The sequence below is a fragment of the Deltaproteobacteria bacterium genome (genome assembly GCA_030690165.1).
GTDB lineage: Bacteria > Desulfobacterota > GWC2-55-46 > UBA9637 > UBA9637 > JACRNJ01.
In genome coordinates, this window is sequence record JAUYHF010000015.1 from 1 (window position 1) to 14,655 (window position 14,655).

A 14,655-nucleotide genomic window follows, 5' to 3' on the forward strand; every position below is an offset into this window, starting at 1 on the left:
GAGTATGTCCTTTCCTGCCATTCTGCCCTCCTTAAAATAAGGACAGTTTAGCATCTCTGAATTAGAGCCTGCCCCTGAAGGCTTTAATCAGTGGACATTTCTACTTTGGCAGAATAGGACATTATCACTTTGGGATTACACTAACTTTTCTTGACATAAAAGTGTGATTTGATATATTTGAGTGAATGCATGTTGTTGCCATTATCCCTGCACGGTATGCCTCTACACGTCTTAACGGGAAACCGCTTCTACATATAGCCGGAAAACCCATGATCCAATGGGTATATGAAAGGGCAAAGAAGGCAAAGCTCACAAATGATGTAATCGCAGCCACTGATGATAAACGGGTTTTTGATGCAGTCAGATATTTTGGCGGCACGGCTGTAATGACATCCCCTGAACACAGGACCGGCACGGACAGGATTGCAGAGGCGGCAGACGGACTGAACGCTGATATAATTGTAAATGTCCAGGGCGACGAGCCATTGATTGAGCCGGAAATGATTGATGAGGCGATAAGGCCGCTAACGAATGATTCGGAAATAGTTGTGGCAACCCTCAAGACAAAGATAAGAGATGAAGCAGAATTGAACAATCCGAATGTTGTAAAGGTTGTGACTGATAAAAACGATTTTGCCCTTTATTTTTCTCGCTATCCGATACCGTATGTGAGAGAACAGGCAAATCCCCCCATCCCCCCTTTGGGAAAGGGGGGCAAGGGGGGATTAGGTCATTACAAACACATCGGGCTTTATGTTTATAGAAAAGACTTTCTTTTAAAATTTGCCAAGATGAAACCAACTCCATTAGAAGAGGCGGAAAAACTTGAGCAGTTGAGGGTTCTGGAAAATGGTTATAAGATAAAGGTTGTTGAAACAGAACATGATTCAATAGGTGTGGATACAGAGGAAGATATGGAGAGGGTAAGAAAGATAGTAATAAAAAACCATGGCCGAACCTAAAAAACATATCAAAACCAAATTCATATTTGTAACAGGCGGCGTTGTTTCATCGCTCGGCAAGGGTATTGCCTCTGCGTCAATTGGCGCCTTGCTTGAAAGCAGGGGTTTAACTATAACCCTTCAAAAACTTGACCCGTATATAAATGTTGATCCTGGCACAATGAGCCCGTTCCAGCACGGCGAGGTTTTTGTTACGGATGACGGAGCAGAGGCAGATTTGGATTTGGGGCATTACGAAAGGTTCACAACTGCCAGGATGTCAAAAAGGAATAATTTTACAACAGGACAGGTTTATGATTCTGTCATAGCAAAGGAAAGAAGAGGCGATTATCTTGGCGTAACTGTTCAGGTAATCCCGCACATAACCGATGAGATAAAAGACAATATACTGAAGGTTGCTGACAATGTTGATGTTGTCATAGTTGAAATAGGCGGAACTGTAGGCGATATTGAGAGCCTTCCGTTTCTTGAGGCAATAAGGCAGTTGAGATTTGATCTTGGCAAGGAAAATTGCCTGTATATCCACCTTACCCTGATACCTTTTATCCATACAGCAGGCGAATTAAAGACAAAGCCGACTCAGCACAGCGTAAACAAATTAAGAGAGATAGGCATTCAGCCTGACATCCTCCTCTGCCGCACAAGCCGCAATCTTTCCCCGGAACTAAAGGCAAAGGTTGCCCTATTCTGCAATGTTGACAGGGATGCGGTCATAACTGCAATGGATGTTGACTGCATATACGAGGTGCCGCTTGTCTTCCATAACGAGGGGCTTGATGAAAAGATTGTAAAGTTGTTAAATATCTGGACAGGGTCGCCGAAACTTGAGCAATGGGAGAGAATAGCAAGGAAGAGAAAGAACCCTAAACATGAGGTAACAATAGGTATAGTGGGGAAGTATATAGATCTTCAGGATTCTTACAAAAGCCTCCATGAGGCGCTGGTGCACGGCGGGATTGTAAATAATTCCAGTGTTAGTCTGATATACATAGATTCGGAAGATGTGGAAAAGAACAGCCCAAAAGCCCTGCTTAAAAACATTGATGCTGTTCTTGTCCCCGGCGGTTTTGGAAGCAGGGGCATAGAGGGAAAGATCCTTGCCATTCAGTATGCGAGGGAAAAAAAGATCCCATTCTTCGGCATATGCCTCGGTATGCAGGTGGCCGCAATAGAGATAGCAAGAAACCTCTGCGGCCTGAAAGACGCTAATTCCAGTGAATTCAATCCTGATACGTCTAATCGTGTAATTGACATGATGTTAGAGCAGCGGTGTGTCACATCAAAGGGCGGGACAATGAGGCTTGGGGCATATCCGTGCGTGTTGAACAAAAACACCCTTGCCTTCAAGGCATACGGGAAACTGGAGATAAGCGAGAGGCACAGACACAGATATGAGGTGAATAATGATTATCGGGATGCGATGGAAAAGGCAGGGGTTATATTCAGCGGCCTCTCCCCTGACGGCAGCCTTGTAGAGATTATGGAATATAAAAATCACCCCTGGTTTCTGGGCTGCCAGTTTCATCCTGAATTTAAGAGCAGGCCAATGCAGCCGCACCCGTTGTTTGAGGAATTTATAAAGGCGGCAATTAAAAACAAGGAGAAATGGAAAAGAAAAAAGAGATAAATCTGATGCGCGTTGCAGTATATTACAATAATAACGATATAAGGCTTGAAGAGAGGCCTGTCCCGCAGATTCAGGAAGGAGAACTCCTTATAAAGGTAATTGCAAGCGGCATATGCGGCAGTGATGTCATGGAGTGGTACCGCATAAAAAAGGCGCCTCTTGTTTTAGGCCACGAAATTGCGGGAGATATTGTTGAGGTCGGCAAAGGTATAGATAAATATAAAAAAGGGGACAGGGTCTTTGTCTCTCATCATGTCTCCTGCAACACATGCCACTATTGCCTCACAGGCCACACATCTGTCTGCGACACACTCAGAACCACAAACTTTGACCCTGGCGGTTTTGCTGAATATATCCGTGTGCCAAAGATAAATGTTGACAGGGGAACATTTGTCCTACCGGACAGCGTTTCGTATGAAGAAGGCGCATTCATAGAGCCAATTTCATGCTGCCTTCGCGGATTGAAGCTTGCCCATTTTCAGCCCGGACAAAAGATCCTTGTCATCGGCAGCGGAATGTCAGGGCTTCTTCATATCCAGCTTGCAAAGGCGTTTGGCGCAGGAAATATTACAGCAACAGATGTAGGTGAATATCGTCTGAATGCTGCTAAAAGATTTGGCGCAGACGAGGTAATAAGCGCAAGGGATGATGTGCCGAAAAAAATGAAAGAGATAAATAAGGGCATGCTGGCAGACCTTGTTATAATATGCACAGCAGCAGAGTCCGCAATCCAGCAGGGCTTGCAATCTGTTGACAGGGGCGGAACAGTCCTTTTCTTTGCGCCGACAAATCCGGATGTTAAAATCCCCGTTCCACTCTGGGATATATGGCGGAACGAAGTAACACTCACCACATCCTATGCGGCAAGCCAACTTGATATTGAGCAGTCAATAGAACTCATAGCAAACCGCCGCGTCAATCTTAAAGACATGATTACCCACCGATTCAGCCTCAAGGATGCAGGCAAAGGATTTCAGCTCGCTGCAAAGGCGCAGGATTCCATAAAGGTAATCATAGAGCCGCAGAGATCTTTTAATCCAGGTTGACAGACTAATCTTCGTCTGTTATGATTTAATCAATTTCTCAAAAGGAGGTGCATGACAATGGCACATCAGGTGAAAAGATTTGAAATCAAGGGGCTGGACGGCATATCTGATAATCAGATATCACAGCACAGGGACATACTCTACGCAGGGTATGTAAATAAACTCAACGAGATTGAGGAAAAACTCAAGGTATCAGACAGAAGCAAGGCAAATCAGATTTACAGCGAGTTCAGGGCACTGAAGGCAGACGAGACATTTGCGCTTAACGGCGTTATCCTGCACGAACTGTATTTTGAAAATCTAAACGTCAAAAGCGAAAAGAAGCCGGGTGGCAAGCTTGCGGACATGATAGCCAGAGATTTCGGGTCAATTGAAAAATGGCAGGAGGATTTTAAGGCATGCGGCATGGCTGCAAGAGGGTGGGTAATTCTCGGCCTCTGCCTTTATGATTCAAAACTCCACAATTACTGCCTTGACACCCATCATTTCAATGTGCCTGTGTGCGTTATGCCTGTGCTTGTGATGGATGTTTATGAACACGCCTATGTGATAGACTACGGCGTTAAAAGGCCGCCGTATATTGACGCATTTATGAAGAATATTGACTGGTCAATTACCCAGAAAAGACTCAACCAGATAGAAAATGGAAAGAGTATAATACCGATGGCGGCAAGTTAGATATAAAATTTATCAAACAGAATAGGAGGAAAGCAGTATGCCCATATTGCGGATAACAAAGGAAGAGCTTAAGGCAAAGTTGGATAAAAAAGAGGATTTGGTAATTATAGATGTCCGGGCAGGGGATTCCTATAATACCAGCTCTCTAAAGATAAAGGGCGCTGTGCGCATAACCCTTGATGAGCTGGAAAAGGATATTAAAAATCCGCCCCAGGGAAAAGAGATCATCACCTACTGTACCTGAACAAATGAACACTCCAGTGCCCGTGCGGCACAAATATTGATGAGTAAAGGGTTTAAGAATGTACGGCCTCTTACAGGTGGATTTAATCCATGGGCAGATGCCGGATATCCGGTGGAACTAAAACAGGTATAAAAAAGGACCCCCTTGTTGGCAAAACTTTAACAAGAGGGTCCTTTTTTATTTGCATGTGCACTCTGCTGTTTTTTTGTTGCAGCCGCTACACACTCCGTTCTTGATCGGTTTGCCGCATTTGGCACATGGTGAACATCCGCATGTTTGACACATCTTTATCACCTCCTCTGTAGGCTATGCGTAAGTATTGCCACAGAATCGGGGGGATGTCAAGTGGAAGTATTTTCTGTGTTGTTTGAATTTATAATCTGCTTGAGTTGGTAAAAAAATTCTGATAAAGTTGGGAAACTGCTCAATAACTGGTTAGGTCGCAAATAAATACAATTTGACAGAAACAGAAGTCATTGTTATTTTAAAAACAATAATACCAAACAGCAAAGCAACAAAGAAGTATTTAGGAGGCAAAAAATGAAAAGGGAAGCGTATTTGGACAAAGAAGAGAGGAAATTGGCAAAATCATTTGAAAATGAGGAATGGGTTTCCGACCTCACTGAAAAGGAAAAGAAACAATACGAGGAATATGCCGGCTATAGCCTCAACAAACAAAAACGTATCAATATCCGAATGACTGAACGAGATTTAAAGAAAATCCGGGCGAAAGCAATCGAAGAGGGCATACCATATCAATCCCTTATCTCAATGTTGATTCACAAATATAATGAAGGGAAAATATTGATTAACCGAGAAATAGCCTAACGAATCACTCGTGAGGCCTTAGTTTCGCTGCGCCATACAGTTTAATCGTTATCTTACTGATAAAGTAATTCAGGATATAATGCCTTTCCCTGAAAAACATCTTACATGAAGATACGAAATACAAATTATAAATTTAAGATTGCCGGTTTTTTGCTTGCATCCTGCAGCCTGCATCTTGCAACCGTCTCTGCAGCCCACTCGTTTTTTGTCGAAACGCGAAACATAAATAAGGCTATCGCATTAAAAACCATTGTCATTGATCCGGGACACGGGGGAGAAGACACGGGGGCCATTGGGCCTTCCGGGATAAAGGAAAAGGACATAAACCTTCAAATTGCAAAAAAACTTAAAAAACTTATTTCACGAAAGATGGGAGGCAGGGTAATACTTACAAGATCAGACGATACTTTTATCCCTCTGGAACAAAGGACTGCAATTGCAAATAAAAATAAGGCAGACCTTTTTATAAGCATCCATGCCAATGCAGCATATAGAAAAGGGGCATCCGGCGTTGAAACATATTTCTTAAGTTTCGGCGCATCCGATGAAGATGCAAAACGGGCAGCTGATTTTGAGAATGCTGCAATATCTGCCGGAGATAAAAAAGACGGCAAAGGGGCCGATGACCTGAAGACTATCTTGATGGATATGGCACAGACAGAGTTTTTAAATGAAAGCGGCCAACTGGCAGAGATGCTTCAGGAAAGCCTCTGCCGTATACTGAAGGTGGAAAACCGCGGTATAAAGCAGGCCCCTTTTATTGTGCTTGCCGGCGCTGCAATGCCGGCAGTGCTTGTAGAGGTGGGGTTTATATCAAATGCAAGGGATGCAAAGCGATTGACATCAAACGAAACACAGGACGCGATTGCAGAGGCGATATATAAAAGTCTGATGAGATTTGACGGCATATTGAAGGCCAAGATGGGATATGCCTATGATAAAGACGGGATGTAGGAGGTGTTATGTCTTTTGATTTTGTTTTGCCGGACTTAGGCGAAGGAATAACAGAAGGTGAGATACGGCGGTGGCTTGTTAAAGAAGGCGATGCTGTTAATGAGCATCAGGCTATTCTTGAGGTTGAGACGGATAAGGCTGTTGTTGAAGTGCCTTCTCCCAAAAAGGGTTTTGTGCAGAAGATACGCAAACTGGAAGGCGAGATCGCAAAGGTGGGAGATGTCCTGCTTACCATTGTTGAAAAATTAGATGTAGGGGAGGGGCTTGTCCCCTCCCAAGAGAAGAAATCTTTTGGTGTAGTCGGCCGCCTGCCGGAGGCAGAAGATATTTTGGCAACACCTGCTGTTAGAAGCCTTGCAAAGAGGCTTGGCGTAGATATTGAAAAGGTAAAAAGCACTGGTTTAATGGGAAGGATAACAGAGGAAGATGTAGTAAAGGCATCAGGCGGGGGCAAGGATATAACAAAAGACCAGTATGGTTCTGTTGAAAGGGTTACGATAAAAGGCGTAAGGCGGAGTATTGCAAAGAATCTTCTGGCAAGCATGCGCACAGCTGCATTTGTTACCGGCATGGATGATGCGGACGTATCGTCTCTGTGGAGGCTGAGGGAAAAGGAAAAAAAGATTGCCCTGTCAAAGGGGATAAGGCTTACATTCCTGCCGTTTTTAATGAAGGCTGTTCAGCATGCCCTGAAAGAACACCCAATGCTCAATGCGTCTGTTGATGAGGCAGGTGAGGAGATAGTAGTTAAAAAATATTATAATATCGGCGTTGCTGTTGATACTACGGAAGGGCTTATGGTGCCTGTTGTAAAGGATGTGGATAAAAAGACAATCCTGGAACTGGCAAAGGAGCTTCAGGAACTGAGCGAGAAGGCAAAGGAGAGAAAGATAAAACTTGAGGAGCTTAAGGGAAGCACATTTACAATTTCCAACTTTGGTTCATTCGGCGGCACTTATGCAACGCCTATCATAAACTATCCGGATGTGGCAATCCTCGGCACAGGAAAGATTTCGGACAGGCCGTGGGTAAAGGATGGCCAGATTGCAATAAGAAAGATTATCTCCCTTTCCCTCACCTTTGACCACAGGGTCATTGACGGGGCAGAGGCAGCCCAGTTTTTAAACAAGATAATTGGTTATCTGGAAGACCCTGACAGCATTTTTATAGAGAGCGCATAAAAGATTGCGAATTGCTATGGCGGAAAATAGCAGGCTCAAAGTTTTAGACAAAAAATACCTGTGGCATCCGTTCACGCAGATGAGGGAATGGGAAAAGGATGACCCGCTTATTATTGAAAGGGGCGATGGAAATTATCTTATTGATACTAATGGCAGAAGATATCTTGACGGCGTTTCATCTCTCTGGGTCAATGTCCACGGACATAGAAAAAAAGAGATAGATGATGCGATTAAAAAACAGATTGATACAATAAGCCATTCAACACTCCTTGGACTTGCCAATATCCCATCCATAAAACTTGCAGAAAAACTTGTAAATATTGCGCCAAAGGGTCTGAAAAAGGTTTTTTATTCAGACAACGGCTCTACAGCAGTTGAAATAGCTTTGAAAATGGCATTTCAGTATTGGAAACAACAAACGGGGGTCAGGGGTCAGGGGTCAGGGGTCAGAAAAACAAAATTCATATCCTTCACTGGCGCATATCACGGCGATACATTCGGTGCTATGAGTGTCGGCGAGATTGATGTATTCGTAAAAAAATATAAGCCGCTATTATTCCCCGCATTCAAGGCATATTATCCGTATTGCTACAGGTGTCCGATAAATAAAACCTATCCTGATTGCAAAATATCCTGCATAAAAAAATTTGAAGACGTACTAAAAAAATACCATAATGAAATAGCAGCATGTATTATTGAGCCAATCGTTCAGGGCGCAGCAGGCATGATTGTGTCGCCGCCAGGGTTTTTAAAAGAGGTGAGAAGGCTATGCACAAAATACAATGTCTTACTCATTGCAGACGAGGTGGCAACAGGCTTTGGAAGGACAGGGAAGATGTTTGCGTGCGGGCATGAAAATGTAACCCCTGATTTTCTCTGTCTTGCAAAGGGTATAACCGGCGGGTATATGCCGCTTGCCGCAACACTCACAACAGAAAAGGTTTATAAGGCATTTCTTGGAAGATACGAAGAATTTAAGACATTTTTTCACGGCCACACTTACACAGGAAATCCATTGGGCTGTGCGGCCGCTGTAGCTAATCTAAACATATTTAAAAAAGAAAAAACGCTCCAAAAACTTAAGCCAAAGATTGGATTATTATCCGGATTGTTAGAAGATTTTAAAGCCTTGTCCCATGTAGGCGATGTGAGGCACGAAGGACTTATGGCGGGCATAGAGTTGGTCAGGAATAAAAAAACAAAAGAACCTTTTCCGGCAGAAGAAAGGATCGGCCACAAAGTTTGTATCGAGGCAAGAAGACACGGGCTTATAATAAGACCACTCGGCGACACAATTGTCATAATGCCGCCGTTGAGTATAACAAAGGAAGAAATCAAAAAAATCGTGAAGATAGTTTATAGGAGTATTCAGACTGCCACAGGTTGTTGAGTTATATCGCAGTATCTATGCTGGTAAAAAGGTGAACTCTTTAAATCTTAATTTTATTGACAGCATAATGTATCTACATTATAATTACACTACATTTGTTTCCTGGAGGAATGTATGAAGGCAAATATTGTATCAATAGGCAATTCCAAAGGCATCCGCATACCTAAGGTGTTATTGAAACAGTTCGATTTTAATGACCAAGTAAACCTTGAGATTGAGAAGGAAGGGATTGTTATAAAACCTGTTAAGAGCAAGACGCGGGAAGGATGGGATAGTGCATTTAAGTTAATGCATGAAAGGAAAGAGGATATCCTGTTGATTGACGAAAAGACAGATTTTGATATGGAAGGTTGGGAATGGAAATAGGGCAATATGAGGTCTTTCTTATAAATCTCGACCCAACCATTGGTCATGAAATAAAGAAGACCAGACCCTGCGTTGTTATCTCACCCGATGAAATGAACAGTAATATCCAGACCATAATTATTGCCCCAATGACAACAAAATCCCATGATTACCCAACAAGGGTCAAAGTGAAGTTTCAGAGTAAGAGCGGCTGGATTGTTCTTGACCAGATAAGGACTGTTGATAAAAGACGGCTTGTCAAGAAATTAGGCCGCATAACCAGAAGTGAAATAGAAAAGGTTAAGTATGTTATTAAAGAGATGCTCGTGGATTGAATTGCAGAAGATGTTAGCATAGAGGAAAATAAATTTGTTCCCGCTTCTCTTGTGATGTTGGCCAGAAACTGGTTAAGCACGCAAAATGAGTGTTATCCAACCATGCAAGTATAATGAAATTAGATAGTTGCATCAAGTTTATTTTAAAATTCGCTTGACTGATACAAAAATTCTGATAAAGTCCAGAAACTGTATAATAACTTGTTATCTGTAAAATATAAAGAAGAAGGAAAATATGAGACAAGTTGACACAGAAACATCCATAAGACAAATCGTAAAAAGTTCGGTTAAGGCTTATGCTGATGGTTTTGCAACCCGTCATATAAGCGAAGTTGATGATCCTGATGGCACTATAAACATGAAAATACATAATATTTTTATTGCCGCATTAGGTGAGGAAATACAATATTATACGGCTCTTGTCAGGTCATTGGATAGTTCACTTGGTAATATGCTTGAAGGCATGGCAATAAGCATTGCGGAGTTGTTTTACGAAGTGCATAGAAATGTTGAAGGTCAGCTTTATCCTGAACAAACCAGAGTAATAGCGGAGTTGCTGGAGGCATATAAAAACAGCAATAATCCATTAACACCAGATATTTCGCATTACAAAGAACTTTTAAAGGCTGACAAATCTACAGGTGCATCAGTTAAAACTCATGTAAGTGATTACTATTTAATTGATAAGGAAACAAATAGGCATTATTTAATTGAACTAAAAATTGGCGGTGATTTGGACAATAAGAAGGCACGCTCTGAAAAAGAAGCAATTTTTGAACAGTATGCTATTTTAGCCAATACACTTGGCAAGGATGCAGATATTAGATGTTACTTTGCAACAGCCTATAATCGTTTTGGCGAGGGAAAAGAATGGAAACAAACAAGAGTTTTACAATTTTTTTCACCAAGAGAATTGCTTATAGGTAAAGATTTTTGGAACTTTGTCTGTTGTAGTGATAAAGGCTATGGTATTGTTTTGGACGAATATAGAAAGAATGCCGATTTAATTAAAACGGCACTTGAAAGGATAAAGGGGGTTTACTTACATGATTGATAAATATGAAATTTTTAATGAAGACAGTTTGAATTATTTAAAAACCATTCCAGATAACTCTATAGACTTTATTTTAACAGACCCTCCGTATAATTTAAGTCAATACTCCACTGGTAACATGAAGTTTGATTGGAGGTCAGAAATAAATAATGATTTAGCAGAATGGGATAAAAATTTTGACCCATCTAAAATAAAAGATGATTTTGTAAGAATTTTGAAGCCGACTGGGAATATTTTTGCTTTTTGCTCCTATAATCTAATAGGTAAATGGCATGAAATATTTGACCCAATATTTGATACATTTCAATTTTTTATCTGGCACAAAACAAATCCTGTTCCTAAATTTAGAAAAGCTGGCTTTCTAAATAGTTGCGAGATTATAGTGTGCATGTGGAATAAAGGTCATATATGGAATTTTGGTAAACAGAATGAAATGCACAATTTTTTTGAGTCTTCAATTTGTATGGGGCCGGAACGACTTGACAATCCAAAACATCCAACCCAAAAACCAATAAAACTACTAAAACATTTAATAAAAATGGCTTCAAATAAAGACGATATTGTTTTAGACCCTTTTATGGGGGTTGGCTCAACAGGTATTGCAGCCCTTGAAATGAATCGAAGGTTTATTGGAATAGAGCTAGAAAAAGAATATTTTGAAGCTGCAAAAAAAAGATTGCAAAGTATCCAGCAATCACTATTTTTAGAAGAAGCAAATAAACCAGATAACAAGACGCTCCACCTGACCGCTACTCCGCTATCGCTCCATAGCGGCAAGTAATCTCGGGCGTTATGTCGTAATATGGTGAAAATTATGCAAGAAATGATACCGATTCTTTCACTTATTGTGGCAATTCTTGCTGTTCTCTTTGGCCCTATCATTTCCTGGAAAATCGCAAAACGCCAAGTTTCTTTTTCGCTCAAAATTGCCAACAAACAGATAGTTGCGCCAATGAGACAAGCATGGATAAACAGTCTTCGAGACCTAATAGCAGAAATATCCAGTAGTGCCCTTCATTATTTCCAAACTGGTTATGAGGATAGACGCGACGAAGAATACAAAAGGCTCACTGAACTTGAAGGCAAAATATCTTTGATGCTGAACTTTAAGGAAGACGACCATAAAAAGCTTCATGATCTCATTCGCGAAATGCTTGGCGCGCTTAGCCGCGGGAAGGAAGGGGATAATGCCTTTATTGGAGTGCATCCCACAGTCATGGCTCTCGCTCGTGATATTCTGAAAAGAGAATGGAATCGAGTAAAGGAAGAAATACCTTTGACATAACAAGTCGCTCAAGAGGGACGCGGCATAAAGCCGCCGCGCCCCTTAGCTTTGCGTTATTGTATATAAGCTATACCTATGTAAAAACAATTAAGAAGTCATTTTTTGCCCATACAAAGTTCCTTTACATAAGGGTATCAAATCTTCCCTCCCTTGACGGGAGGGGACAAAGGGGAGGGCGCAAACTTACAGCCAATCACCCCCACCCTGCCCTCCCCCGTCGAGGGGGAGGAATAAGTAGATTTACCCGCAGCATGTTTATTTTATAATCACCGATGGTAAAAAATAAGGCAACTTTTTCCTCTATCCGCAATATATTTACAAGCGCAGTGGCTGCAATATACTGATTTTTCGCCGATTGCAAGGAATGGCATTAAACTTGCATTGCCTTGTTCATTAAAGACAGTGCAACAAAATATAACGGTTACAATGCTGTAATCGTGGATGTATTTGATTAAGGCAATGACGCCTTATTCCCTTTAAACCCGAATTAATATTTTTCGGATTATAGGGAATAAGGCGTTTTTTTTGCCTGCATACACTAATCGCCATTTTGTGTATAGAAAGGAGTTTTATGAAGAAGAATCTTATATATGCGCTTATCTGTTTGTTCTTATGCGCCGTTTATTCCAGCAGTTTTGCCGCAGATGAAGGGCTGCCGCTTCCCATGAAGGGTTATCATAAAAGGAATGCGCCGGTTACGGAAAAGTGGAAGGAGGCGGGGAGGGGTTACTCAAACCCATACGAGTATAAACCGCCTCGTGTCGATGGCGCAGGGCCTGACTGCATAAAATGCCATAAGGTTTTAACTCCTGTCGTCGTAAAGGACTGGGAGGAGAGCAAGCATTTCAAGAAAGACGTGGGGTGTGCGAATTGTCATAACGACCATTCAAACCTCATCATGCCGACTCCAGATACCTGCGGAAGGTGCCATGCAGTGAGGACAATGCAGCACAGGGGAGGAAAACATGGCGTAGGCTGGAAAAATGTTATTGCCGTAGGAGGCAAAGGGGGCGCGGCAGGCCGATACCTTGCCCAGTACTCCGAGATGCAGGAAGGCGCCTGCGGGACATGCCACAGCATTGAGAATAAATGCGATTCATGCCATACAAGACACGTCTTTAAACCGAAAGAGGCGAGGGAACCTGATGCGTGCGGCACATGTCATATGGGGCCTGACCATGCCCAGCTTGAGTATTACGAATCGTCAAAACACGGGGTCATCTTTAAGGTTGAGGGCAAAGGCTTTGAAGACGGCGGCAGGGCGCCGACCTGCGTAACATGCCACATGTCCGGAGGAAATCATGATGTGAGCCAGGGCATTACCATAGCAGGGGCCTCTCAAGGCAAATTCATCGGCCAGACGAACAGCGGGAACTCCAGTAAAAAAAGCCCAAGTGGAATATTTATGAATGAGATTACCGGCGAGGATTTCACGCGGGAGAGGGGCAAGATGCTGCGCGTTTGCATTAACTGCCATTCTAAGAGATTCGCGGAGCATAAGCTTTCAGTTGCAGATGGCATAAAAATAGCAAGCGATGCCGTTGTCGGCGAAGGAATCAAGGAGATAGTGGACCTCTATAATCTGGGGCTTCTTAACCCAATGCCGGATGACCGGCCTGAAAACCCATACTCCGGTTATAATTTAATACTCACATCTCACCAGCTTTATGAGCAGACATCCGGCATAGAGGCGCTCTTCTTCGAGATGTATAAGTTTGACCTTGTGCACACATGGAAGGGGGCTTATCACTTCAGCCCTGATTATACCCATTGGTACGGCAATGCGCCGATGAAATTAAAACTGTCCAGGATAAAAAACGAGGCGAACCAGTTAAAACGGCTTAATAAATTAGAGCTCAAGCTTAACATCACCCCAGAAAAGGTTGAGTTCGGAGAATAGCGGCGATGAGACATGTATTGCCTTTCATGATTATGTTGATAATGCTGTCATCCTCTGGGGCGGCTGCGCTTCCACGCGCGGGCTACTGCGGAGGGTGTCATATTGATAACTTCCGCGAATGGAAATCTTCAGCTCATGCGCGTTCAATCATAGGAGAGGGATTTCGCAAGGCTCTTAAAGAGCACCTTCTCAGGGAGGGGACGGATGAAGGAGGTTTTTGTTTCAGATGCCATGCGCCTGAGTTGATTATCTCCGGGGATATCTTTGAAGCCACGAAGAGGGTGTTGAAAGGGAAGCCGCCGAGCGAGGGTGTTACATGCATTGTCTGTCACAGTGTGGAATCCATTAAAGAGGGGAAGTCGATTTATGACCCCGGTGATTTTCCCGGCTATCACAGGGTGAAAGACCTGAGGTCTCTTGACATGGCCGGGCTTTGCACGACGTGTCATAGCTTTTATAAGCAGAAGAATACAGTCAAGGAAGAAAAGAGCGGCTTTTTCATGCGTCATGTTTCGAGGGTCGCGGAGTTATTCCACACAAGAAGACACAAGGAGAGCGGTCACAATTTTTCTGACTCCATTATTGTGGAAAAGGAAGGAGAGGGATGCCCAGGCGTCAAGAGAGATTAGATATTATCTTATTGCGTGAACTATTAGCGCTGGGGGCAGTTTTTTTACTGGTGTCAACAGCTATGGCGTACTCCGGCAATCTAAGCGAGGGAGAAGAAGGCAGGGAGTGCAAAAACTGCCATCAGGAAAACAAGAGACCGGAGAGGTATGATGCCATAAGACCCTGGCTCAAGAGCCGCCATGCAGAGGCAGGCGTT

At 42.8% G+C, this 14,655-nt stretch carries 17 protein-coding genes; all 17 read left to right on the forward strand.

What is annotated here, in order from left to right; translation table 11 throughout:
- Positions 1-185 precede the first annotated feature (185 nt).
- Positions 186-962 (forward strand): 3-deoxy-manno-octulosonate cytidylyltransferase, encoded by a 777-nt coding sequence (gene kdsB / locus Q8P28_04160; protein MDP2681989.1) that lies wholly within the window; start codon positions 186-188, stop codon positions 960-962.
- Positions 963-969: 7 nt separating this feature from the next.
- The gene (locus Q8P28_04165; protein ID MDP2681990.1) at positions 970-2,589 is read left to right on the forward strand and encodes a CTP synthase; all 1,620 of its coding nucleotides are present in this window, start codon (positions 970-972) and stop codon (positions 2,587-2,589) included.
- Positions 2,568-3,635 (forward strand): zinc-dependent dehydrogenase, encoded by a 1,068-nt coding sequence (locus Q8P28_04170; GenBank protein MDP2681991.1) that lies wholly within the window; start codon positions 2,568-2,570, stop codon positions 3,633-3,635. Before Q8P28_04165 ends, Q8P28_04170 begins: the two co-directional genes overlap by 22 nt.
- Before the next feature lie 57 nt (positions 3,636-3,692).
- A complete protein-coding gene (locus Q8P28_04175; protein ID MDP2681992.1) occupies positions 3,693-4,313 on the forward strand; it encodes a Fe-Mn family superoxide dismutase in 621 nt (206 codons plus the stop codon).
- Positions 4,314-4,350: 37 nt separating this feature from the next.
- A complete protein-coding gene (locus tag Q8P28_04180; protein MDP2681993.1) occupies positions 4,351-4,557 on the forward strand; it encodes a rhodanese-like domain-containing protein in 207 nt (68 codons plus the stop codon).
- A 540-nt stretch (positions 4,558-5,097) separates the two neighbouring features.
- On the forward strand, positions 5,098-5,385 hold the full coding sequence (locus Q8P28_04185; protein MDP2681994.1) for an antitoxin: 288 nt from the start codon (positions 5,098-5,100) through the stop codon (positions 5,383-5,385).
- A 105-nt stretch (positions 5,386-5,490) separates the two neighbouring features.
- Positions 5,491-6,339 (forward strand): N-acetylmuramoyl-L-alanine amidase, encoded by an 849-nt coding sequence (locus tag Q8P28_04190; GenBank protein MDP2681995.1) that lies wholly within the window; start codon positions 5,491-5,493, stop codon positions 6,337-6,339.
- An 8-nt stretch (positions 6,340-6,347) separates the two neighbouring features.
- Entirely contained in the window at positions 6,348-7,520 is a 1,173-nt protein-coding gene (locus Q8P28_04195; protein ID MDP2681996.1) for a dihydrolipoamide acetyltransferase family protein, read from the forward strand.
- A 16-nt stretch (positions 7,521-7,536) separates the two neighbouring features.
- Positions 7,537-8,910 carry an adenosylmethionine--8-amino-7-oxononanoate transaminase gene (bioA, locus tag Q8P28_04200; GenBank protein MDP2681997.1) on the forward strand — a complete coding sequence of 458 codons (1,374 nt, stop codon included), beginning with the start codon at positions 7,537-7,539 and terminating at the stop codon, positions 8,908-8,910.
- 114 nt (positions 8,911-9,024) lie between these two features.
- Positions 9,025-9,276, forward strand: coding sequence for an AbrB/MazE/SpoVT family DNA-binding domain-containing protein (locus Q8P28_04205; GenBank protein MDP2681998.1), 252 nt, complete (start codon positions 9,025-9,027; stop codon positions 9,274-9,276).
- On the forward strand, positions 9,267-9,590 hold the full coding sequence (locus tag Q8P28_04210; protein ID MDP2681999.1) for a type II toxin-antitoxin system PemK/MazF family toxin: 324 nt from the start codon (positions 9,267-9,269) through the stop codon (positions 9,588-9,590). Before Q8P28_04205 ends, Q8P28_04210 begins: the two co-directional genes overlap by 10 nt.
- Positions 9,591-9,825: 235 nt before the next feature.
- On the forward strand, positions 9,826-10,644 hold the full coding sequence (locus Q8P28_04215; protein ID MDP2682000.1) for a TdeIII family type II restriction endonuclease: 819 nt from the start codon (positions 9,826-9,828) through the stop codon (positions 10,642-10,644).
- The gene (locus Q8P28_04220) at positions 10,637-11,425 is read left to right on the forward strand and encodes a site-specific DNA-methyltransferase (protein ID MDP2682001.1); all 789 of its coding nucleotides are present in this window, start codon (positions 10,637-10,639) and stop codon (positions 11,423-11,425) included. The genes Q8P28_04215 and Q8P28_04220 overlap by 8 nt, the downstream gene beginning before the upstream one ends.
- A 33-nt stretch (positions 11,426-11,458) precedes the next feature.
- The gene (locus Q8P28_04225) at positions 11,459-11,929 is read left to right on the forward strand and encodes a hypothetical protein (GenBank protein ID MDP2682002.1); all 471 of its coding nucleotides are present in this window, start codon (positions 11,459-11,461) and stop codon (positions 11,927-11,929) included.
- Positions 11,930-12,500: 571 nt separating this feature from the next.
- Positions 12,501-13,829, forward strand: coding sequence for a multiheme c-type cytochrome (locus tag Q8P28_04230; GenBank protein MDP2682003.1), 1,329 nt, complete (start codon positions 12,501-12,503; stop codon positions 13,827-13,829).
- A gap of 5 nt (positions 13,830-13,834) precedes the next feature.
- Positions 13,835-14,458 (forward strand): multiheme c-type cytochrome, encoded by a 624-nt coding sequence (locus tag Q8P28_04235; GenBank protein MDP2682004.1) that lies wholly within the window; start codon positions 13,835-13,837, stop codon positions 14,456-14,458.
- The coding region (locus tag Q8P28_04240) for a hypothetical protein (protein ID MDP2682005.1) at positions 14,434-14,655 on the forward strand (222 nt) is incomplete at its 3' end. The genes Q8P28_04235 and Q8P28_04240, both read left to right, overlap by 25 nt.